Source organism: Kribbella jejuensis, from assembly GCF_006715085.1.
Taxonomy (GTDB): Bacteria; Actinomycetota; Actinomycetes; order Propionibacteriales; family Kribbellaceae; genus Kribbella; species Kribbella jejuensis.
The window spans coordinates 953909-975835 of record NZ_VFMM01000003.1; the positions used below are offsets into that span (position 1 = coordinate 953909).

Sequence of the window (21927 nt, forward strand, 5' to 3'; positions counted from 1 at the left end):
CACGCCTCGGCGCCGGGTCCTGAACGGGGAGAGCTGGATTGACCACTGCGGCCATCGGCGGGGAGGCCATCGACGGGGAGGGCCCACCGGCACTCGCGCGGGCCAGGGCGCGCCGGGTGCTCGGGCTGGCGTTCGGCATCGTCGCGCCCGAAGCAGTTGCCCTGCGCAACGGAAAGCTCCGGGTCGCTGACCGGCAGCTGCCTGCCCGGGCGCTACGCCAACTGGAACGCCGGCTCGCCCGGCGCGCGGGCACCGACGTCACCGACGACCGGCTGCTGGCGGAGGCGGTCGCTTTCGCCGGGGCCGAACTGGGCCGGGTCCGCGACGGCTCCCCCGCCGACGGCGCCACCGCCGCACTCGACGCGTTGCTGGACCTGCCCGCCCTCCCCGACACCCAGCAGGCCGAAACCCAGGCCCTCCTCCAGGACCTCCTCGACGGCAACCCCCTCACCACGGACGCCGACCTACGCCGCCTGACCAAAGCACGAGCCCGCCGCCCCACCGAACGCCCGCCGGCCGCGGACCTCGTCGCCACAGCCCAAACCCTCACCCGAAACACCGAACAGCTCACCAGCCGCACCCCAACCCTCCACCCACCCGCCGCAGGTGGTGCCGGCGGCGCGGTCGCAGGTGGGCTTGGGGTGGTTCGGCGGGTTCGGCGGGTTCGGGAGTATTTTCGGGCGGTTCGGGCGGGGGTGCGGGCTGATCGGGAGGCGCTGAACCGGGCCGGGGCGGCGCGGTATGCGGAGTATCGGGAGCTCAGTCGGGAGTGGCTGGAGACGCGGGACGGTCTCGGAGTACGCGAACTCGAGGAGATCGAGGTCGACCTGAAGAACGTGACCCGGGCGCTCGCGCGCGGGGCGCATCCACTCCCCGCGCATCCGAGCGCCGGGTTCCAGGTGGTTGCCCCGGAGCGTCCTGCGCTGGTGACGCCGCAGCAGCGGTTCGACGCGCGGGTACGGCGACAGGTCGCGGAGCTGGAGACCGCCGCCACCCAGCACGAGGAACGCGCCGCAACCCGCACCCGGAGCGCGCAGGACGCGAGCGAGCGCGCCGCCGACCTCTTCGAACAGGCCGAGCAACAGGCCGCCGCGGCCGACGCCTCAGCGGGCGAGCGCGCCCGCCGGCTACGCACCCGAGCTGTGGCCACCCTGCGCATCGCCGACCGTCACACCGCCATCGCGGCCGCCTGCACCAGAGCAGCCACCCAAGCGCGGAATGCCGCCACCGCCTACGAAACGCTCCTCACGGACACCTCCGTGGACGCGGCGCGCGCGGCGGCTCAGCACGTACGGGCGTACGACCGGGCCACCGCGGCAACCCTGCCGTCGATCGAGGTGCAGCACAACGGGCTGCCGTCAGGGCGGTTGCCACATCTCACCACGCTGTGCCAGGAGCTCAACCAGGCGCTCGAGGACAGCGGATCCTCGTACCGGTTCACACCCGACGTACTGCATCGGACGTTGCGGGCCGAGAGCCGGCGGATCCTGTCGCCGGAGGGCTTCGTCCTGACGGTCGGCAACGACCCACGCGCGAACGTCGACGAGCTCGTGCAGCTGCACCTGAAGCTCGACCCCGGCGAACTGCAGGAGGTGCTCGACAGCCCGATCGGCATCGACGAGGCGCAGGTCGGGCAAGTGGTGCAGGCGGGCTTCGGGGTCACGACAGCGGCGACCCACGACTCCGGAAGAACCATCGGCGCAAGCCTGCAGTCGCTGACCGCGGCGCTGCCGCCCACGAGCAAGCTCAAGGCGATCGCCCAGCTCGTCTCCCCCGGCGTCGAATTCGACTCCGGCCGGACGTACGCCGTCAGCGGCGGCGCGACCGAGTTCGCCCAGACCGGTGCGGTGGAAGCGCTGCGCGGCGAGTTCCTCCGCTACCGCGCCACCCGCCCGCAATGGAACTGGCGGATCCGTACGTCGGCCACCGGCGACTGGTCACCGCCCCGGACCGTACGCACCGGAGCCGACCACGACTCCCCCACGCTCGACCTCGGCTTCATCCACACCTACACCGTCCCGCCCCCGACCGAGCAGGTCGACCTCTCCACGCTCGGCCTGGACGCGGAACGCAACACGGCGATGCCCGAGCACATGGCCACCCGGGTCGACGGCCTCAACGACCTGTGCGACCGGACCGTCGCCGAGCTCACCCGGCGCCTCGGCACCCTGGACCGCGTCGGCCACGACCGGGTCCGCAGCCTGGTCGCCGAGGACGCCGTCACCCGCCTGGACGAGACCACCCGCCCCGGCGGCCTGTGGCGCCTGATCACGAGCGGCGGGCGCCCGGTCGCCTGGGCGCAGCTGGAAACCATCGCGGACCTCGACTCCGCCGAGCTGGTCAGCGACAGCTCGCCCGACCACAAGCTCGAGTTCTGGCGGGTCGGCAACTCCGGTGCCTCCGGCGGCCAGAGCTTCGGCACCTCCAGAACGGTCGGCGTCTCGGCGACGTACGGCGGGTCCGCACTCGCGGACGTCGGCGCGACCGGCGTCGGCGTAGCACCGGGGCTCCGGGCAGGTCGCAGTACCGGCCGTGACGACGCCGCGTCCACGGCCGATCTCGGCAGTCGTTGGAGCACCCAACGAGTAGCGCCGACCGTCGGTGTGAAGCTCCGGTTGCGCCACAAGGTCACCGTGCACCGCCTCGACCGCGAGGAGTCCTTCACCACCACGAGCGAGGGCGACGCACACCTGCGGATGGCCGAGCGGGACGCCTTCCGCTACGGCCTTCCGGTACCGGCCGCGGGCATCCTCCGCGACGCCGAAGGAAAGCCGCGCTACGGCACCGACGGCCGGCTCCTGCTCCGCGGCGATGCGGAACCTACCGAGAGCACACTCCAGCTGCCAGGCTGGCTCGGCAACGGCCCCGGCAAGCTGCGCGGTGCCGGACCGGCGATGATCCGGAACCTCACCGGCGCCGACGAGGTCCGCGAAGGCTTCCTCGAACACCTGGCTCAGCAGTCGATGATCCCGCCGCTCGGCCCCGACGGCGTCCCGCGGCCGGCCGGCCTCACCGGGCTGGACCCGGCCGTCCAGCTCAGCCGGTCCGAGAACTGGGAACACGCGATCCAGCAGCTCGGCCGCCGCCGGCTCGAGACCGGCTACGACCATGCGGCCCAGGACGGCCTCACGTTCCGGCTGACCGAGCACCGGACCGGCCACCAGCCACGCGTGCGCTCGTACCGGATCTCGATCGAGCAGCACTTCGACCGGGCTCGCCCGATCGGTCTGGCCGGCGACGACATGGTCGTCAACGTGGACATCGGCGTCAGTACGTCGGGTCGCAGCGGCGGCCGGTCGCGCAGCCTGCCGTGGTCGGCCCGGCTCGGCCTCACCCGTCCGCCCGCCGACGGCCAGGCCGGGATCGCTCCGCAGGCGGGTGCGTTCTTCGGCCGCACCTCCCTCGGCCGGTACGCCGGTTGGCTGTCGAGCCGCAGCGCGTACCGGATGACCGTGTCCGAGTCGAGCGCCCAGGTCGCGGTGTTCGACGTACCCCACACGATCACGATCAGCGAGATCACCGACGACGGGACCGAGGTCCCCGTGGTCTCGTCCGAGGGCGCTGCCCAGATCTGGATGGACAGCGAGTTCTGCAACAGCTCCGCCGCGTCCTCGCTCTCGGTCTCCGGGCAGGTCGATCCCACGCTGTTGCACACGGCAACCATCCAGCACGTCGACGCGCGCGACCCGATGCGCCGGCTGATCGCCGCGGTGCCCGAGCTCGGGCACGGCGACAGCTCCGCGCTGCACCACCTCAGCGCCTTCCTCGCACCGCGGAACCTGATCAGCCGGCCGGAGCTGCTGACCACCGAGTACAGCACCGGCCTAGCCATCGGCCGCGGACCGTCCGACCCGCTCGACGCGATGCGGCACCTCACGCTCGCCCCGCGACGGACCACGCTCGACGTCAGAACGCGCGTGGAGAACCTGAAGTACGTCGGCACCGGCCGGCCGATCTTGGCCGAGCTCAACCTCACGCTGGCCGGCGTCAGCAGTACGTCGACCGTCTCGACCGGCAAGTCGGCAGGCGCGAGCGCCGGCGCCGGATCGGTGTCGGCCGACGGCTCGTCGATCGGCGGTACCGCGGGCGGCACGAGATCGACCTCGATGTCCGCGTCCGGATCACAATCGGCGTCCAGCGCGGTCGAGCGGACGCTGATGCGGGACGGCCAGCACTACCAGTTCCTCGGCGATCTCGTCCTCGCCGCACAGCTGCGGTCCGAGGGCGCGGACCCGCAGGCGATACCGCTGGAGACGGGTGCCGTCGTACTGACACTCCCTGAGCACGAGGCGCTACGGATGTACGGGCGGCGTCAGCTCGACCTGCCGCTCCACCAGGTCTCCGACGCGGTCGAGCGTCTCCTGAACGGGAACCTTGACCTCTCCCGGCGTACGGCGGTCTCCTTGCTCCGGCGGTACCGGGACGAGAAGACCGGCTCGGCCGACGGGCTGGCCGCCGGACACGACGACGAGCGGCTGGCCGATCTCCTCCGGGACCTCACCGGCGTACGAAGGACCGAGGACGACCAGCTCGACGCCGTGCTGGCCTCGGCCGAGGAGCTCGCCCGGCAGCGGGTCGACGTACGGCTGCCGCGGCACTACCAGCACCTGATGGGTGCCGCGCAGGTCGACCGGTCCTCGCTGCAGGACCAGGCCGGCAACGACACGGACATGTTCGGCGAAGTGTGTGCCGCGGTCGGTGCGTACGATCCGCAGGCGCTGGCCGACCCGGTACTGATCAGCGCACTCCGCGGCGACCTGTCCGGTACCCGGTGGCGCAACCAGCTCGACGACATGCTCGACCCGCGCGGTTTCGTCCGCGAGCTCCCGGTAGGTGACCGGACCGGTTCCCGCGACCTGCGCGTCCGGATCCGGGTCCGGTTCGTCGGTCCGGCGACTGCCGAGGCGGGCGGTACGACCGGACACAGCGGGAACGGTTTCGGCCTCGTCCAGCTGTGGAGCATGCGGGAGCGGAGTCGCAGCGTCACCCGCGGTACGACGTACGGCGGCACGCTCGGCCTCGCCGGTCAATCCCAGGCCGCCGACGGGGCATCCGCGACCGCGGGCGTCGGCGCGGAGGTCGGCGCGTCGACGACCGCCTCGAGCAGCGAGCTCAACACCCGGATCAGCACCGGGCTGTCGCTGAGCACCGCACGGGTCGAACGCGACTACGAGGTGACGGTCGAGGTCGAGGACCGGGCCGGTCGGACGACGACCCGCCGGGTGTCGAACGGCCGGATGAGTCTGTCGGTACCGGCCTCGGTCATCGACTCGGAGCCTTCGATCGACGGCGGACACCGCACCGACCATCGCCCGGTCCGGTTGCCCGACAACTATCTGGTCGAAGGGACCACCGCGCACGCCGACGGTGCCGATCCGGAGAACACCCTGTTCGACGCCGCCTGCAAGCGGCTGGGCCGGGTGGACATGCTCGGTGCCGATGGTGTCCGGACGCATGAGGCCGCTCTCGATGCCCTGCTCGGCGGCGGGAACCGGATGGTCGCGTTCCAGGAGATGGCCGCACCGGCCGGCTACGAGCTCCCCCGGCTCCCGGTCCCCGACGACCCGTCCCGCGGCGTCGTGGTGCGGGTCCGCGCGGAGCCGTCCGGTCTGGAACTGATCTCGAACCCCGAGGCGCACGCGACCACCCAGCTCGGCGAGAACTCGCGCGAGTTGCGGGTCAGTCAGTTGACGGCGAAGAGCAACCACCTGCTGCCCGGATCCGGCAGTGCCGGCGGAAGTACGCCGGGTGGCGATGTGACCGCCGGCGTGACGCAGGGCCGGCAGGTGGCCGAGCAGGACACCGGTACGGTCGGCGTCCGGCACGAGACCGGTGCGTACGAGTCCGGAGAGGTCGTGACGGTGAAGGTGACCGTCGCGTACCACCTCGACTTCGAGCGGCACCGCCTCGACCGGCACCAGCGCCCCAGGGTGGACCGGACCGCGTCGGTGCCGAACGCCGCGTCCGGCGAGGCGTTCCTGACGATGTTCCGGCACGAGTACGAGGCGATGCAGGCCCGGATGGAGGCCGGTCAGCCCGCGCTCACCGGCTGGGACCTGGACCGGCAGCCGCGTCCGGCGCGGGTACGGACCGTCAGGCTCGACGTCACCGCCGACCCGGAACACCCGTACCGGCCGCTGGTCGAGGCACTCGACCAGGCGCACCGGAACCGGACCAACGTCCGGCTGCGGCTCCGCCAGGCCGACGGCACGCGGCGGGTGTACGTCGCCGGTCCGGACGGCACGTTGACCTGCCGCGGCGACAACCTGTTCGCGAAGGCGTTCGCGACGCTGCATCCGCGACTGGCCTTGCTGGCCGAGGGCCGGGTGAATCTCCGCGACCTGCTGACCGAGCAGGACGAGTCGGGCCGCTTCACCGCAACCGTCGTCGACGCGCTGCAGCAACGTGGGATTCCCGCGTCGGCGTTGACCGGTACCGACTCGCGGATGCGTCAGGTGAGCGCGGACGGTGCCCCGATGTACCGCCCGACCGCGTCCGGCGCCGGCCAGGGGCTGGCGGTCGAGTGATCGCCCGGACTCGCGCCGAAGCGGCGCTGTATCTCGAACTCACCCCGTGTCCGACCTGCGGTTCGACCGAAACTGATTGGGACGACCAACAGAGGGACGAGGTGCTCCGCTGTGCCGGCGTCTGCGCGAACTGCGGCGCGGTCCGTGAGTACCTGTTCTCGTCGCCGCCCCAGCTGTACGACGACTTCGGCGGCCCCGAGCCGTCCGAGCTGATCGACGCCGGTCAGTGGCTCGCGTTCGCCGATCAGGTTGCCGGTCTGGTTGCAGTCGATGATCGGAGCGAGGAGGCGCGCGCCGCCATGACGCTTGCCCGGCAGGCGGTGGAGGAAGTCGTGAAGTTCGTGCCGGCGGCGGCAGACGCCGTACCCGAGGACGCGTTCTGGACCGAAGCGGGCCGGGCCGTGCGGGCGCTCGATCCCGGGCGGTTCCGGCTGGAGCGGCTACTGGTGATCCGGGACAGCTACTCGGGCTGATCCACGTCGATCCGGATCGCCAGCGCGTCGGCGCCGGCCTGTTCGAGGACCTTCTGCTTCGGGTCCGGTACGCCGAGGAACGGCGGCTGGACCAGCGCGGCCACGTCGCGGAGCCGTGGGTCCTCGAGGACCGTGTCGACGGCCCGCCGGTCTCCCCCGCACACCAGCACGTCCAGCTTCGCCGGCGCCAGGATCCGCACCGCCACCTCGGTGGCGGCCGCGAAGGCCTCCCGCGCCTGGTTGTCCCGGCGACGCGCGTACCGCTGCTGGGACCAGCCGCCGGCCTTCGTCGTTCCCTGCACGTGCCGCGACCCGACCTTCGAGTCGAGGAGCTTGCCCCCGGCAAACACCCCGGCCGCGTACCCGCCACGGCGTACCAGCAGCACACCGAGCCGCCGCTCCCGCAGCACATGTGCGACGAGCCCCTCGCGGGAAAGTTCCGCAAGCGGCTCGAAGGGCACGGCGACAACGGCGGTGGAGCCGTCCTCCGCGGTCAACGTGACGCTCGCCGGCGTCACGTCGTACCGCACCGCACCATGGCGCTCACCGAACCCGTCCAGCCACCTACCCAGCCGCCCCGGCGCCACCGAAACAGTTCTTGTCATTCGTCCCATGGGTTGACGACTTCGACGCCGAAACCCTCGAAATGCGCAACATTCCGGGTTGCAACCGTCGCTCCGCGGGAGAGCGCGATGGCGGCGATCATGCCGTCCTCGACCGAGGTCGACTTTCCGGTCGTTGCCCGCGCGACGCGAAGCTGAGCGTGCGCTTTGGCAGCTTCTTCGTCGTAGCTCAGTACTCGGTCCTGCGCAGAAGTCACCAAGCGGTCGACGGCTGCACCCAGAGCCGTCCTGCGGCGCCCTTCCGGGAGACGAAGGACGCCGTACAGCAGTTCATGCACCGTGATCGAGGTGATGGCAAGATCTGCTCCGTTGTTCGCCAGCCAACTGAGCACGGCCTTGTTCGGCTCCTTGCTGAGCGGCTCGGACAGAACGTTGGTGTCCGCGACGATCACGACAGCTCGGGCTCACGAGGAACAGACCGCTCCGGCAGTTCCAGTTCGTCGCCGCGAAGCTCCTCCGCCGTGTCCAACCAGTCCTCGATGAAGTTCCCCGGAACCACGGCCGCGGCCAGAATGGCCCGGGCCTCCGCCTCCATCGAACGATTGTGCTGAGCTGCCCGTCGTTTCAGCGCGCGCCTGGTCTCCTCAGGCACGTTGCGTAACGTGAGTGTGGCCATCCGCTGCGCCTCCCGACCTTTGATCTGCTGTCAATGCTAGCAGATTAACGAGGTCACACGTTGAAGCCGAGGGCGCGGAGTTGGTCGCGGCCGTCGTCGGTGATCTTTTCCGGGCCCCACGGGGGCATCCAGACCCAGTTGATCCGGAAGTCGTTGACCAGGCCGTCGAGTGCCATCCGGGTCTGGTCCTCGATCACGTCGGTCAGCGGGCAGGCCGCGGACGTCAGCGTCATGTCGATGATGGCCGTACTGGTGTCGTCGACGGTGATGCCGTAGATCAGGCCCAGGTCGACCACGTTGATGCCGAGCTCGGGGTCGACCACGTCCTTCAGGGCCTCGGTGACGTCCTCGACCTTGGCCGGCGAGGTGCCGACCGGCGCGGCGGCCGCCTCGAGGTCGACCTCGGGCAGCTCGATCTTCTCGTCGGTCTGGTCAGGCATTCTTCACTCCTTCGTCGGCTGCGAGGGCCCGGGCCGTGGCGTCCCGCCACGCGGACCAGCCCAGCAGTGCACACTTCACCCGGGCCGGGAACTGCGCGACGCCTGCGAACGCGACGCCGTCCTCCAGAACTTCTTCGTCCGGTTCGACATTCCCCCGGCCCTGCATCAGCTCGAGGAACTTCTCGTACGTCGCCATCCCCTCGGACACCGGCTTGCCGATCACCAGGTCCGACATCACCGACGTCGCCGCCTGGCTGATCGAGCAGCCGACGCTGTCGTGGGTGACGGCCTTCACGGTGTCACCGTCGAGCTCGACCCGGAGCGTGACCTCGTCCCCGCAGGACGGGTTCACGTGGTGCACCTCCACGTCGTACGGCTCCGCCAGACCCGCGTGGTGCGGGCTGCGGTAGTGGTCCAGGATGATCTCCTGGTACAGGCTGTCGAGCTGCATATCAATCCACCTTGAAGAATGATCGGACGAAGCCCAGGCCGTCGACGAGCGCGTCGATCTCCTCGGGAGTCGTGTACAGGTAGAAAGACGCTCTGGTCGACGATTGCATTCCGAACCGCTCGTGCACCGGCCGCGCGCAGTGGTGCCCGGCACGGACGGCGATCCCGCGGGTGTCGAGTACGGTCGACACGTCGTGCGGGTGTACGCCGTCGAGTTCGAAGCTGATCGCACCGCCGTGGTCGGTGGCGTCCTGCGGACCGAGCAGCCTCAGGCCGGGGACCGTCTTCAGGCCTTCGAGCGCGTACTCCACGATCGCGTGCTCGTGCGCGGCGATCTTGTCCATCCCGATCCCGGACAGGTAGTCGACGGCCGCACCGAGCCCGACCGCCTGTGCGATCGGCGGCGTACCGGCCTCGAACCGGGCCGGCGGCGGCGCGTACGTCGAACCGGTCATCCGGACCACCTCGATCATCTCGCCACCGCCGAGGAACGGCGGCAACTCCGCGAGCAGCTCGTAGCGGCCCCACAGGACACCGACGCCGGTCGGGCCGACGACCTTGTGCCCGGTGAAGGCCAGCATGTCAGCGCCGAGGGTGGAGACGTCGACCGGGAACTGCGGCACCGCCTGCGAGGCGTCCACAACGACCGTCGCACCGACCGCGTGCGCCTTGGTGGCGATCTCGGTGATCGGGTTGATGGTGCCCAGTGCGTTCGAGACCCAGGCCAGCGAGACGATCTTGGTCTGCTCGGTGAGCAGCTCCTCGATGTTCGACAGGTCCAGCCGGCCGTCCTCGGTGACGCCGAACCACTTCAGCGTCGCGCCGGTCCGCTCACACGCCAGCTGCCACGGGACGATGTTGCTGTGGTGCTCCATCTCGGAGATCACCACGACATCGCCCGGCTTGAGTGCCGCGCCGAGCGTGTGCGCGGCCAGGTTGAGCGCCTCGGAGGCGTTCTTGGTGAAGACGATCTCGTCGCGGTTCGGAGCGCCGATGAACGTCGCCACCTTGTCCCGGCCGCCCTCGTACGCCGCAGTGGCCTCGGCACCGAGCTGGTGCATGGCACGCGCGACGTTCGCGTTGTGCTTGAGGTAGTGGTCCTCGAGGGCCTGCACCACCTGGCGCGGCTTCTGCGAGGAGTTGGCCGAGTCCAGGTAGACCAGCGGGAACCCACCCGCGAGTTCGCGGGAGAGGATAGGGAAGTCCGCCCGGACCGACTGCAGGTCCAGGGGACTGCTGAAGGTCCGGGCGCTGGTCACTTGGCTGCTCCGGCCTTAACGAACCGCTCGTAGCCGGTGGCCTCGAGCTCCTCGGCGAGCTCCGGGCCGCCCTCCTCGGCGACGCGGCCGTCGACGAAGACGTGGACGAAGTCCGGCTTGATGTAGCGCAGGATCCGCGTGTAGTGGGTGATCAGCAGGACACCCTTGTCGCCCTGGGAGGCGAACCGGTTGACACCCTCGGAGACGATCTTCAGCGCGTCGATGTCGAGGCCGGAGTCGGTCTCGTCGAGGATCGCGATCTTCGGGTTCAGCAGCTCCAGCTGGACGATCTCGTGGCGCTTCTTCTCACCGCCGGAGAAGCCCTCGTTGACGTTGCGCTGACCGAAGTCGGCGTCCATGTCGAGGTCGGCGAGCGCCTTGTTGACGTCCTTGACCCAGGTCCGCAGCTTCGGCGCCTCGCCGTCGACCGCGGTCTTCGCGGTCCGCAGGAAGTTCGCCACCGATACGCCCGGCACCTCGACCGGGTACTGCATCGCCAGGAACAGCCCGGCCCGGGCGCGCTCGTCGACCTTCATGTCGAGGACGTCCTCGCCGTCGAGCGTCACCGTGCCGCCGGTGATGTTGTACTTCGGGTGCCCGGCGATCGAGTACGCCAGCGTCGACTTGCCGGAACCGTTCGGGCCCATGATCGCGTGCGTCTGGCCACCGCTGATGGTCAGGTTCACACCGCGCAGGATCTGCTTCGGGCCGGCATCGGTGTCGACCGACACGTGCAGGTCGCGAATCTCGAGTGTCGCCATGAGGGTTTCTCTATCTCCGTCGGTATTTACAGGGAAGCCTGGTTGATGGGGTTCTTCACGTCGACGAGTAGGTCGTCGCCGTCGAGGCGCACCGGGTAGATCGGCACCGGGTCGTAGGCCGGCAGGCTGGTCGGCTCGCCGGTGCGCAGGTCGAAGCGGGATCCGTGCAGCCAGCACTCGATCTCGCACTCGCCGACGTCGCCCTCGGACAGCTGGATCTGCGCGTGCGAGCACTCGTCCCGCACCGCGAAGTACTGTCCCTCGCTCTTCACGACCGCGACCTCGACACCGCCGACCTCGACCGGGATCACTCCCTCGTCGGGGACGTCGGCGGCGGCGCAGGCGCGCTCGAACGTGTCGCTCACTTGCCGACGACCGCCTTCGCCCCGGCGCTCAGTTCGGCGGCGCGGGCGAGCTTCTGCTCGATCACGTCGTGCAGGTGCTCGGTGACCTCGGGGACGCCGATCTTGCCGATGATGTCGTTGAAGAAGCCGGACACCACCAGCCGCCGGGCCGCGTCCTCGGGGATGCCGCGAGCCTGCAGGTAGAACAGTTGCTCGTCGTCGAACCGGCCGGTCGCGGACGCGTGCCCGGCGCCCTCGATCTCGCCGGTCTCGATCTCCAGGTTCGGCACCGAGTCGGCGCGGGCGCCGTCGGTGAGCACCAGGTTCCGGTTCAGCTCGAAGGTGTCGGTACCCTCGGCCGCGGCCCGGATCAGCACGTCGCCGATCCACACCGAGCGGGCGTCGTCGCCGGCCAACGCGCCCTTGTAGAGGACGTTGCTCTTGCAGTGCGTGGCCTCGTGGTCGACGAACAGCCGGTGCTCGTGGTGCTGGCCGGACTCGGCGAAGTACACGCCGACGAGTTCGGCGTCGCCACCCGGTCCGGCGTACCGGACGTTGGTGCCGATCCGGACGACCTTGCCACCGAGGGTGACCGCGACGTGGTGCAGCCGGGCGTCCCGGCCGACCAGCGCGTCGTGCTGCGCCAGGTGGATCGACTCGTGGTCGGCCTGCTGGATCGCGACCACCCGCAGGTCGGCACCGTCGCCGACCTTGATCTCGACGTTGCCGCTCAGTTCACCGGCACCCGTGTGGTCGATGATCACGATCGACTTGCTGTGCCGGCCGGCGTCCACGATCACGTGGCTGAAGCCACGGCCGCCGAGGCTCGCGACGTTCACGTGCACCGGCTCGGTCAGCTCGGCCTCGACCGGGATCCGCACCGCCAGTGCCTCGGGCGCGTGGTTCCACGCGACCGCGGCGGACCGGTCCTGCGGGGTGAGGACCTTGACCGCGTCGACCGCGACCGTCTCGATCACCACACCATCAGGGCCGGACGCGTCGATCTTCGGGGTCTCGGTGCCGGCCGCGTCCTCGAACAGTGTCTTGAGCTGCTTGACCGGGGTGAAGCGCCACTCCTCCTCGCGCCCGTTCGGCACGGCGAAGTCGGCGACGTCGTACGACGTCGGCCGCTCGCTGCGCGCCTGGAGCGGGACCGGGGACCCCGGCCCGTGGGAGTGCGCCTTGTTGCCGGTAGCAACAAGGGTTTCTGCTGACGACATCAGCCGACGGCCCCTTCCATCTGCAGCTCGATCAAACGGTTCAGTTCCAGCGCGTACTCCATCGGGAGCTCGCGGGCGATCGGCTCGATGAAGCCGCGGACGATCATCGCCATCGCCTCGTCCTCGGCCATCCCCCGGCTCATCAGGTAGAAGAGCTGGTCGTCGCTGACCTTGGACACGGTCGCCTCGTGCCCCATCGCCACGTCGTCCTCGCGGACGTCGACGTACGGGTAGGTGTCCGAACGGCTGATGGTGTCGACCAGCAGCGCGTCACAGCGCACCGTGGACTTGCTGTGGTGCGAGCCCGGCGCCACCTCGACCAGACCGCGGTACGACGTCCGGCCGCCGCCGCGGGCCACCGACTTCGAGACGATCGAGCTCGACGTGTACGGCGCGTTGTGCACCATCTTCGAACCGGCGTCCTGGTGCTGGCCCTCGCCCGCGAACGCCACCGACAGCGTCTCGCCCTTGGCGTGCTCACCCATCAGGTACACGGCCGGGTACTTCATCGTCACCTTGGAGCCGATGTTGCCGTCGATCCACTCCATCGTCGCGCCCTCTTCGCAGGTGGCGCGCTTGGTGACCAGGTTGTAGACGTTGTTCGACCAGTTCTGGATCGTCGTGTAGCGGCAGCGGGCGCCCTTCTTCACGATGATCTCGACGACCGCGGAGTGCAGCGAGTCGGACTTGTAGATCGGCGCCGTGCAGCCCTCGACGTAGTGCACGTAGGCACCCTCGTCGACGATGATCAGGGTCCGCTCGAACTGGCCCATGTTCTCGGTGTTGATCCGGAAGTACGCCTGCAGCGGGATGTCCACCTTGACGCCCTTCGGGACGTAGATGAACGAGCCGCCGGACCAGACCGCGGTGTTCAGCGCGGCGAACTTGTTGTCGCCGACCGGGATGACGGAGCCGAAGTACTCCTTGAAGAGCTCGGGGTGCTCCTTCAGGCCGGTGTCGGTGTCCAGGAAGATGACGCCCTGGGCCTCCAGGTCCTCCCGGATCTGGTGGTAGACGACCTCGGACTCGTACTGCGCGGCGACGCCGGCGACCAGGCGTTGCTTCTCCGCCTCCGGGATGCCGAGCTTGTCGTAGGTGTTCTTGATGTCCGGCGGCAGCTCCTCCCAGGAGGTGGCCTGCTTCTCGGTCGACCGGACGAAGTACTTGATGTTGTCGAAGTCGATCCCGGACAGGTCGGCGCCCCAGGACGGCATCGGCTTGCGGTCGAAGAGCTTCAGGCCCTTCAGTCGCAGGTCGAGCATCCACTCCGGCTCGTTCTTGAGGGTGGAGATGCCCCGCACCACGTCGGCGGACAGGCCGCGCTTGGCCACCGCGCCGGCAGCGTCGGAGTCGGCCCAGCCGTACTGGTAGTTGCCGAGGCCTTCCAGTTCGGGGTGAGCGGTTTGCGTCATCGCGTAGTCCTCGCAGATTCGCCGTCGATTACAGGGGTAGCGGGGGTCGCACCCGGGATATGCGTCGTACAGACACCGTCGCCGTGGGCGATGGTGGCCAGTCGCTGTACGTGCTTGCCGAGGAGTCTCGAGAACACCTCGGTCTCGGCCTCGCACAGCTGGGGGAACTGCTCGGCCACGTGCGCGACCGGGCAGTGGTGCTGGCAGAGCTGGGCGCCGTGGCCCGCCTCCGCCGTGGAGGCGGCGTACCCGTCGGCCGTCAGGGCCTGGGCGAGCACCTCCGTCTTCTTGCCCTCCGGAGCCTGCGCCAGCAGGTCCCGGTACCTCTCCTCCACCTCGGCGACGCGACGGCGGGCGAACTCCGTCACCGCGTCGTCACCGCCGGCCTCGGCGATGAACCGCATCGCGGTCGCCGCGAGGTCGTCGTACGCCGTGTGGAAGGCGTGCCGGCCGGAGTCGGTCAGCACGAACACCTTCGCGGGCCGGCCACGGCCACGGGGGCCGTAAACCCGCTCCTCGCGGGATTCCACCAGGCCCTCGTCGAGCAGGTGGTCCAGGTGCCGGCGGACCGCCGCCGGGGTCAGTTCGAGCCGCTCGGCCAGCACCGCGGCGCTGGACGGGCCGTTGGTCAGGATCGAGCGGGCGACCCGGTCCCGGGTGGACTCGTCCCGCGCGCCGGCAGTGCCCTGGGGCACGGTTCGGTCGGTCGCAGGAGTTTTCACAACATCAGTGTCGCGTAATTCCCCGGGCCCTTCAAATAAGGCTCGCCTAACCGGTCGGCGCGCTCAGGCGGGAGGCGTGAGCGAGGTCACTCCGGGCCGTTCTCTATGCTGCGTTTGTGCCAGTCGCGGTGGAGATCGACAACCTCGTCGTGCGGTACGGCGAGAAGTCCGCGGTCGACGGTCTCAGTCTCACCGTAGCCGCCGGCACGGTGACGGCTGTGCTCGGCCCGAACGGTGCCGGCAAGACCACGACCGTGGAGACCTGTGAGGGCTTCCGGCGCCCGGACTCGGGCAGTGTCCGGGTGCTCGGCCTGGATCCGCTCGCCGACCACGACGAGCTGATGCCGAAGATCGGCGTGATGCTCCAGGAGGGCGGCGCCTGGTCCGGCGTCCGGGCCGTGGAGATGCTGCGGTACGTCGCCACGCTGCACACTCACCCGCTCGATGTCCCGGCGCTGGTGGAGCGGCTGGATCTGGGCAGTTGCGGGCGGACGCCGTACCGGAGGCTGTCCGGCGGGCAGAAGCAGCGGCTGTCGTTCGCGCTGGCGATCGTCGGCCGCCCGGAGATCGCGTTCCTGGACGAGCCGACCACCGGGCTCGACCCGCACGGGCGGCGGGAGATCTGGCAACTGATCCGCGACCTGCGCGACGACGGCGTCACGGTCGTACTGACGACCCATGCGATGGACGAGGCCGAGCAGCTGTCCGACCAGGTGCACGTCGTCTCGGCCGGCAAGGTGATCGCCTCCGGCTCACCGGACACGCTGACCGAACACCACACCAAGTCCCTCGAGGACGTCTTCCTCGAACTCACGTCACCGAGGCACGAGAAGTGACCACCTACGCACCGCAGCCGGGAAGTGCGCCCTGGTCGCGCAAGGTGCTGGCGCACACCCGGATGGAGTTCAAGCTCCTGCTCCGCAACGGCGAACAGTTGCTGCTGGCGCTCGTCATCCCGTTGGGCGTACTCGTCCTGCTCGGCGCGACCGGCCTCGGCGATCGTCTCCCGCTCGGCAGCGGCCGCCCGATCGACGAGGCGGTCCCCCGCGTCCTGGCGCTGGCGGTGCTGTCCTCGTCCTTCACCTCACTGGCGATCGCCACCGGCTTCGAACGCCGCTACGGCGTGATCAAACGACTGGGCGCCTCCCCCTTGTCCCGCACCGGCCTGCTGGCCGGGAAAATCGGCGCCGTCCTCCTGATCCAGGGCATCCAGCTCGTTGTTCTCATCGGGACCGGGTTCGCACTCGGCTGGAAACCCGTCGGAGGAGTCACCGCCGTCATCGGCGTCATCCTCACCGTGTTGTGCGGTACGGCGGCCTTCGCGTCACTGGGCCTGCTGATGGCCGGCGTACTACGCGCGGAGGCAACCCTGGCGGCAGCCAACCTCCTGTACCTGCTGCTGTTGGTAGGCGGCGCGATCATGACCCCGGTCGACGAGTACCCGGCCGGCATGCAAGGCGTCGTACGCCTGCTCCCGAGCGCCGCCCTGGCCAGCGGGATCTCCAATTCGACCGTCCAGGGAGTGATCCCCTGGGCCGCCGCCCTGTCGCTCGCGCTGTGGGCCGCGGTACTCGGATACCTGGTCTCCCGAACCTTCCGATGGGACTGAGCTTTAGAGTGTGCCGGTGATGAGCACGGATACGCCGCCCCAGGAGAGCGCGCCGGTGAGCCGGTTCTGGCGCCTGATCCCCGAACCGAGCCTGGACGTGGTCCGGCGCTGGGGCTGGGCCTCGGTGGTGGTGAACATCGGCATCGTGGTGACCGGCGGGCTGGTCCGGCTGACCGGCTCCGGTCTCGGCTGCCCGACCTGGCCGTCCTGCACCGACGACTCGTACGTGCCGCACGCCGCGCTCGGCTACCACGGCGCGATCGAGTTCACCAACCGGATGCTCGGTTTCGTGGTGGCCATCGTGGCGATCCTCACCTGGCTGGTCGTGATGCGCTACCGCCCGGTCCGGCACGACCTGCGCCGGCTGGCGACGGCCGCCGCGCTGGGCGTCCCGCTGCAGGGCATCATCGGCGGCATCAGCGTGCTCACCGGCCTGAACCCGTGGATCGTGTCGGCACACTTCCTGGTCTCACCGGTGATCATCACGCTGACCGTGTCGATGATGCGCCGGTCCCGCACCAGTCCGTACCCGCACACTCCCCCAGTGGTTCGTGCGCTCGCCACCGCCGCGGTGGTGGCCGTCTGGCTGACCGTTGCCCTGGGCACCATTGTGACCGGTGCCGGGCCGCACTCCGGCGATCCGGAGACCGGCCGGAACGGATTCGACCCTGAGCTGGTCAGTCAGCTGCACGCGGACGTCGTCTTCGGCCTGCTCGGCATCACGGTCGCGCTGGTGATCGCGACCCGCGTGACCGCCACGTCGCGGACGTTGCGCAAGCTCGCCGCCTGGCTGCTGGCGATCGAGCTGCTCCAGGGCGCCGTGGGCTTTACGCAGTACTTCACGGGCCTGCCTTGGGGCGTCGTCCTCGTGCACATGTTCCTGGCCGGGCTGCTGATCGCCCTCGTCACCGCCGTGTACGGCGAACGCGGGACGCCCGCGACCTGAGCGGTTCCAACGGATCAGCTGGTCCGGTCAGACGCTGGACGGGGCCGGCAGGACACCCAACTGGGTCAGCCAGCTGAACTGGTCGACGACGTTCCAGTGCTCGACGATCCGGCCGTCGCGGACCCGCATGATGTCGACGTACTCGAAGGTCACCCGCCTGCCCGTGGCGGGAACGCCGGCGAAGTCCCCGGTGTTGGTACCCGACATTGTCTTCTTGGTCACCACCTGATCGCCCTCGGCGATCATGTCCTCGATGGTGAAGGTCGCGTCGGGATAGGCGTTGGCGAACGCCTGAAGGAACAGCTTGCCGCCTTCCCGGTCCGGCGGGACGCCCGGAGGGCTGCTGAGGTTGACGAAGTCGGGATCGTTCAGCTCGTCGTAGGCGTCGAAGTCCTTACCGTTCTGGACCTCCTCGACGAACCGCCTGATCACGGCCTTGTTCCGCTCGGTCTGGCTGCGGTCTTCCATGTCTGCCACCACCTTGGACTCGTGGCGCCGACCACCGACGCTCACAGCACCCAGCCTCAGGTCAGGCGTTCCCGGCCGACAGAGAATCTCTTCCCGACCGGCCGGGAAACCTTCGGGCAGACGTCAGTTGCGGGTCAGTGTGACGTCCACCGGTGTGATGACGTACGGCGTGTCCGAGGTGAAGGCGAGCCGAGCGTGGTACTGGCCCGCTGTGGACGTCGCCGCGGCATCGAACCGCAGTCGTACCGTCACCGAACGGCCAGGTGCAACGGTGAGCTGCGTACGGTCGGCCGACAACCAGCTCACGTCGGCGCCGAGGACACACGCGTCCTGACCGGACAGGTACTCGGCGAACGGTGTCGCGGTGAACGATCCGATCGAGCCGCCGATCCTGCTCAGCCCGCACGCCGCACCTCCGCGGAACATGCTGTACGTGGCGTTCGGCAGGGCCGACCACTCGCCGGTCGCCGGATCGAACTGGACGGCCTGGTTGGTGATGTAGCCGCCTGTGATGCCGCCGACCAGTTGGAGCTTGCCGCCGCTGCCCGAGTAGGCCATACCCCAGGCGGGATACGGCATGTCGGCGATCCGGGTCCAGCTGTCCGAATCGGGCGCGTACCGGTAGGCGCTCGCGACCGGGAACTCGTGCCACGGGTCGTCGAGCAGCGGCACGAGACCACCGGCGCAGATCAGTCCGTCACCCGAGCCCGTGCACCCCGGCATCACCACGTGTTCCGGGTACGCCGCGATCCGCGTCCAGGTGTTGTCACCCACGTCGTACCGGTACGTGGGAGTCGTTTCCGTACAAGCCTGCGACTCACAACCGGCAACCACGTACAGGGCGCCGCCGACGACCGCGCCCGCCGCGGCGGTGCTGGGCATGGGCAGGTCTGCCACGCGTGACCACTTGTTCTTCACCTGGTCGTACACGTACGTCGCCGAGCTCAGGTTGCCCTGGGCGTCCCAGCCGCCGGTGACATACAGCTTGCCGCCCACGAAGCCGCCGACCGCGCGCTCCAGCGGCTCGGGCAGGTCCGCGATCCTCCGCCACGAGCCGGCCTCCCGGTTGTAGGCGTAACCGGCGGCGGTCAGACCGTCGTCGGTCGCTCCGCCGACCGAATAGACGACCCCGTCGTCCGCGGCGACGACGTTGTCCATGATCGGCGTCGGGTAGTCCGGCAGGTGCGACCACGCCGGGTTCGCCGATACGTCCCGGGACGGCAGCGGGTCGTGCCCGCCGTGCTGCTTCGCGAACGACAGCGGCGAGGCGTCCACCTTCTCCCGCCGCAGCGGTGCACCGGGCGACGTCGTCCGGTGATGACCGTCGGTCCCCGTGAAACCACGGTCCTGCTCGACCAGCGACACGTGAGCGGTCTTCGTGCCGTGGTTGGTCAACGTGAGCGTCCGGGGACCGATCGGCCCCTTGCCGGCGCGGACCGAGACGCCGGACGGGGTCGAGGCCACCCGGCCCGCCTCCAGCGACCAGTCGGCCCGGGTCGTCCTGTGCGCGACAACCCGCGTCGTCTGCTTCGCGTCGGCGTACTGACGCCCAGTGGCGCTGAGCGCGAGATTGCCGGTGTGGCCGAACAGCCAGTAGTAGCCGTCGTCGAGCTGCGAGTCGTCGGTGGTCGCGTGGCTCACCGCAGGCGTGACCCCACCGTCGAGCTGTACGCCGGTCAGCCCGGCGCCGGTGTTGTGATCCCGGACGAACCCTGCGACGAGCCCACCCGGTGCTGCCGCGCACGATCGGTTGCCGACGTACACGTCGTCCAGCTCCCAGAAGTTGTCGGCCTGCCCGCTGAAGCGGAACCGCACCCGGACATCGGACTTGTGCGCAGCCTGCGGGATCGGCACCTCGACGTGTCCCGTGACGAAGGCGTCCGGCGCACGCCAGACGTTCTGCCAGGTCGTGCCGCCGTCGAGGCTCAGGTCGACGACGCCGTCCTGCTCACCGAACCCGTAGTCGTAGTAGTACGTGTCGAAACCGACGGTCGGCTGGGAGAGGTCGGACAGGTCGGCGACCGGACTGACCAGGCTCGTGTCGTTACGGTCGACCGGCGACGACCAGTTGTCGACGACGGCGAACTGCCCACCGGCGCCGGTGAGGTTGCCTTTGGCACCGGGGTCGTCGAACGTCCAGGTCTTGCCGCTGCCCGCGTCGTCGGTGACCGTCCAGCCGTCCTGCGCGCCCGACCATCCCTCGAAGCCGGTGCCGGCACCGTGGAACACGTGCCCGTAGCCGGCGGACGTGCACGCCGTCTCGTCGACGCGGAGGGCGACGTCCCGCAGCACCGCGTTCTTCCCGTTGCCGACGGCAACACTAGTGTCCGCGGGCAGGTAGCCGGGCATGTCGGCTGCCTCGATGTGCAACCGGTATGTCGAACCCACCGGGAGGTCCACGCTGTAGCGACCGGTGAACGGATCGGTGTGGACGGCGCCGTCCGGGTACCCGTCGATCGAGATCTTGGCGTACACCGGCCAGCCCTGACCGGATCCGTCGGTCACGGTACCGCTGACCGTACGTCGGGGTACGGCCGTCAGGGTGAAGTTCCTGGACAGCTCGGCCCCCGCGGACATCGTGACCCGGTCGAGCGTCACGTCGGCGTACCCGAATTTCGACGCCGTGATCCGGTAGGTCCCCGCGGCCACCGCGACGCGGTAGTGGCCGGACTTGTCGACGACCGCGCGGGTGCGGTAGCCGTTCTGGTCGGTGAACGTGACCGCAGCACCGTCGAGCCCTTGGTTCCGGGTCCGCACCGAACCCGAGGCCCAGCCGTAGGAACCGAGGGTCAAGGCCGACACACCGTTGGGCGTACCAACGCCGGTCGGACCGTCCCAGCCGGCGCCTGCCGTGCAGCGGACATCCCCGCACGAGCCGTCGGCGCCCTCGGTGACGTCGTGCAGGGAGCTGTTCTGGCGATACAGATAGGTGACCGGATTGCTCCCGGGTACGGGTGTGCCGGCCAAGGCGTACATCGCGGCAACCAGTGGCGCGGACAGGGAGGTACCGCCGTACTGCGCCCAGCCGTCCTGCCCGAGGGTGTTGTAGACCGCGAGCCCTGTCTCCGGGTCGGCGACGGCGGCCACGTCGGCGGTGGCGCGCGTGTCCGGGCAGCCGGTGTCGAGGCCGTGCTGGTAATCGGGGCGCGGCTCGTAGAGCGAGCACCCGCTGCCGCCGTCGGTCCAGGCCTCCTCGTGCCATCCGCGCGGAGTCGAGTCGTCCTGGCTCAGCCTCGTACCGCCGACCGAGATCACGTTCGGCGAGGTGGCCGGGTAGCTCTGGACGTTGCCGTTGTCGCCGGACGACACGGTGACGGCGACACCGGGGTGATCGTAGTAGTGGTCGTAGTACGTCTCGAACGGGAGTTCACCGTCGATGCCGTACGAGTTGGAGATCGCCACAGCTCCCAGCGACGCGGCTGTGTCGACCGCCTGACCCAGACTCGGTGAGCTGTTGCTGTCGGCCTGGACGAGCAGGATGTGGCAGTCCGGACAGGCCGAGGAGACCGCGTCCAGGTCAAGGGCCGTCTCGATGGACCAGCCGGGATCTTCTTGCGGGTAGTCCGTCCCGCCGCGCTGGTCGACCTTGCGGAAGCAGCCGTTGTCCGTCGTACACGGCGCCAGGCCGTAGTGCGCGCGGAACACGGCCAGATCGGATTCGGCGTTCTCGTAGCCGAACGCGTCCACGATCGCCACGGTCCGCCCGTTGCCGCCGTCCGGCAGGGCGTACGCCGCCCTGATGTCGGCCGGCCCCAGCGAGCCGGGCAGGGGCCCGGCCGTTCGCTGCGCCAGCGCGCCGCGATCTCCGGCCCACCCGACCGCGTAGCAGCGGGCCAGCGGCGTGGACCCGTCGGCGGCCGTGCCGGCGACATTGCAGCCCGCCGGGACGGTACGGCTGCCGTGCGGCCCACCCGCCGTCGGACTACCTGCCGTCGGACTACCTGCCGTCGGACTACCCGCCGCGACCGGCTCCGGGGCCGCCGAGGCCGGTACTGTCACCGCGGACGCCACCAAGGCGGCGATCGTGGCCAGAACGGTGGTCAGAACAACAGTCGAG

General features: G+C 69.8%; 18 protein-coding genes. 5 read left to right on the forward strand and 13 right to left on the reverse strand.

Going from position 1 to position 21927, the window contains the following annotated elements; translation table 11 throughout:
* Window positions 1-38 precede the first annotated feature (38 nt).
* Together FB475_RS32275 and FB475_RS32280 are read left to right on the forward strand one after the other, a co-directional pair.
* Window positions 39-6527, forward strand: a complete 6489-nt coding sequence (locus FB475_RS32275) for a hypothetical protein (RefSeq protein WP_141861365.1) — start codon at window positions 39-41, stop codon at window positions 6525-6527.
* A gap of 101 nt (window positions 6528-6628) precedes the next feature.
* Window positions 6629-7000, forward strand: coding sequence for a hypothetical protein (locus FB475_RS32280; protein WP_238332567.1), 372 nt, complete (start codon window positions 6629-6631; stop codon window positions 6998-7000).
* Here FB475_RS32280 and FB475_RS32285 read toward each other — a convergent pair.
* From FB475_RS32285 to FB475_RS32335, 11 genes are read right to left on the reverse strand one after another with little or no spacing between them, the layout of a single operon-like run.
* Window positions 6988-7605, reverse strand: a complete 618-nt coding sequence (locus tag FB475_RS32285) for an acVLRF1 family peptidyl-tRNA hydrolase (protein WP_238332568.1) — start codon at window positions 7603-7605, stop codon at window positions 6988-6990. The genes FB475_RS32280 and FB475_RS32285 overlap by 13 nt on opposite strands.
* A complete protein-coding gene (locus tag FB475_RS32290) occupies window positions 7602-8015 on the reverse strand; it encodes a type II toxin-antitoxin system VapC family toxin (RefSeq protein ID WP_141861368.1) in 414 nt (137 codons plus the stop codon). Before FB475_RS32290 ends, FB475_RS32285 begins: the two co-directional genes overlap by 4 nt.
* Window positions 8012-8239, reverse strand: a complete 228-nt coding sequence (locus FB475_RS38490; protein WP_420359234.1) for a FitA-like ribbon-helix-helix domain-containing protein — start codon at window positions 8237-8239, stop codon at window positions 8012-8014. Before FB475_RS38490 ends, FB475_RS32290 begins: the two co-directional genes overlap by 4 nt.
* 53 nt (window positions 8240-8292) lie before the next feature.
* Window positions 8293-8679: a metal-sulfur cluster assembly factor gene (locus FB475_RS32300; protein ID WP_141861372.1), complete on the reverse strand. Its 387-nt coding sequence runs from the start codon at window positions 8677-8679 to the stop codon at window positions 8293-8295.
* Window positions 8672-9130 (reverse strand): Fe-S cluster assembly sulfur transfer protein SufU, encoded by a 459-nt coding sequence (gene sufU / locus FB475_RS32305; RefSeq protein WP_141861375.1) that lies wholly within the window; start codon window positions 9128-9130, stop codon window positions 8672-8674. Before sufU ends, FB475_RS32300 begins: the two co-directional genes overlap by 8 nt.
* Window position 9131: 1 nt before the next feature.
* Window positions 9132-10388 carry a cysteine desulfurase gene (locus FB475_RS32310; RefSeq protein WP_141861378.1) on the reverse strand — a complete coding sequence of 419 codons (1257 nt, stop codon included), beginning with the start codon at window positions 10386-10388 and terminating at the stop codon, window positions 9132-9134.
* Entirely contained in the window at window positions 10385-11149 is a 765-nt protein-coding gene (gene sufC / locus FB475_RS32315) for a Fe-S cluster assembly ATPase SufC (RefSeq protein WP_141861389.1), read from the reverse strand. Before sufC ends, FB475_RS32310 begins: the two co-directional genes overlap by 4 nt.
* A gap of 26 nt (window positions 11150-11175) precedes the next feature.
* Window positions 11176-11514 carry a non-heme iron oxygenase ferredoxin subunit gene (locus FB475_RS32320; protein WP_141861391.1) on the reverse strand — a complete coding sequence of 113 codons (339 nt, stop codon included), beginning with the start codon at window positions 11512-11514 and terminating at the stop codon, window positions 11176-11178.
* A complete protein-coding gene (sufD, locus tag FB475_RS32325) occupies window positions 11511-12713 on the reverse strand; it encodes a Fe-S cluster assembly protein SufD (protein WP_141861393.1) in 1203 nt (400 codons plus the stop codon). Before sufD ends, FB475_RS32320 begins: the two co-directional genes overlap by 4 nt.
* A complete protein-coding gene (gene sufB / locus FB475_RS32330) occupies window positions 12713-14125 on the reverse strand; it encodes a Fe-S cluster assembly protein SufB (protein ID WP_141861395.1) in 1413 nt (470 codons plus the stop codon). Before sufB ends, sufD begins: the two co-directional genes overlap by 1 nt.
* A complete protein-coding gene (locus FB475_RS32335; protein ID WP_420359235.1) occupies window positions 14122-14847 on the reverse strand; it encodes a helix-turn-helix transcriptional regulator in 726 nt (241 codons plus the stop codon). The genes sufB and FB475_RS32335 overlap by 4 nt, the downstream gene beginning before the upstream one ends.
* Before the next feature lie 116 nt (window positions 14848-14963).
* On the opposite strand from FB475_RS32335, the gene FB475_RS32340 reads away from it, so the two are divergent.
* Genes FB475_RS32340 through FB475_RS32350 form a run of 3 tightly spaced genes read left to right on the forward strand, consistent with a single transcriptional unit; the run spans window position 14964 to window position 17402 of the window.
* Window positions 14964-15683, forward strand: coding sequence for an ABC transporter ATP-binding protein (locus tag FB475_RS32340; protein WP_238332569.1), 720 nt, complete (start codon window positions 14964-14966; stop codon window positions 15681-15683).
* Window positions 15680-16456, forward strand: coding sequence for an ABC transporter permease (locus FB475_RS32345; RefSeq protein WP_141861396.1), 777 nt, complete (start codon window positions 15680-15682; stop codon window positions 16454-16456). Before FB475_RS32340 ends, FB475_RS32345 begins: the two co-directional genes overlap by 4 nt.
* A 19-nt stretch (window positions 16457-16475) precedes the next feature.
* The gene (locus FB475_RS32350) at window positions 16476-17402 is read left to right on the forward strand and encodes a COX15/CtaA family protein (protein WP_141861792.1); all 927 of its coding nucleotides are present in this window, start codon (window positions 16476-16478) and stop codon (window positions 17400-17402) included.
* Between the two features lie 27 nt (window positions 17403-17429).
* Here the strand turns inward: FB475_RS32350 and FB475_RS32355 are convergent, their stop codons facing one another.
* A complete protein-coding gene (locus tag FB475_RS32355; protein WP_141861397.1) occupies window positions 17430-17870 on the reverse strand; it encodes an ester cyclase in 441 nt (146 codons plus the stop codon).
* A gap of 123 nt (window positions 17871-17993) precedes the next feature.
* The gene (locus FB475_RS32360) at window positions 17994-21869 is read right to left on the reverse strand and encodes a carboxypeptidase regulatory-like domain-containing protein (RefSeq protein ID WP_141861398.1); all 3876 of its coding nucleotides are present in this window, start codon (window positions 21867-21869) and stop codon (window positions 17994-17996) included.
* Window positions 21870-21927: the final 58 nt, after the last annotated feature.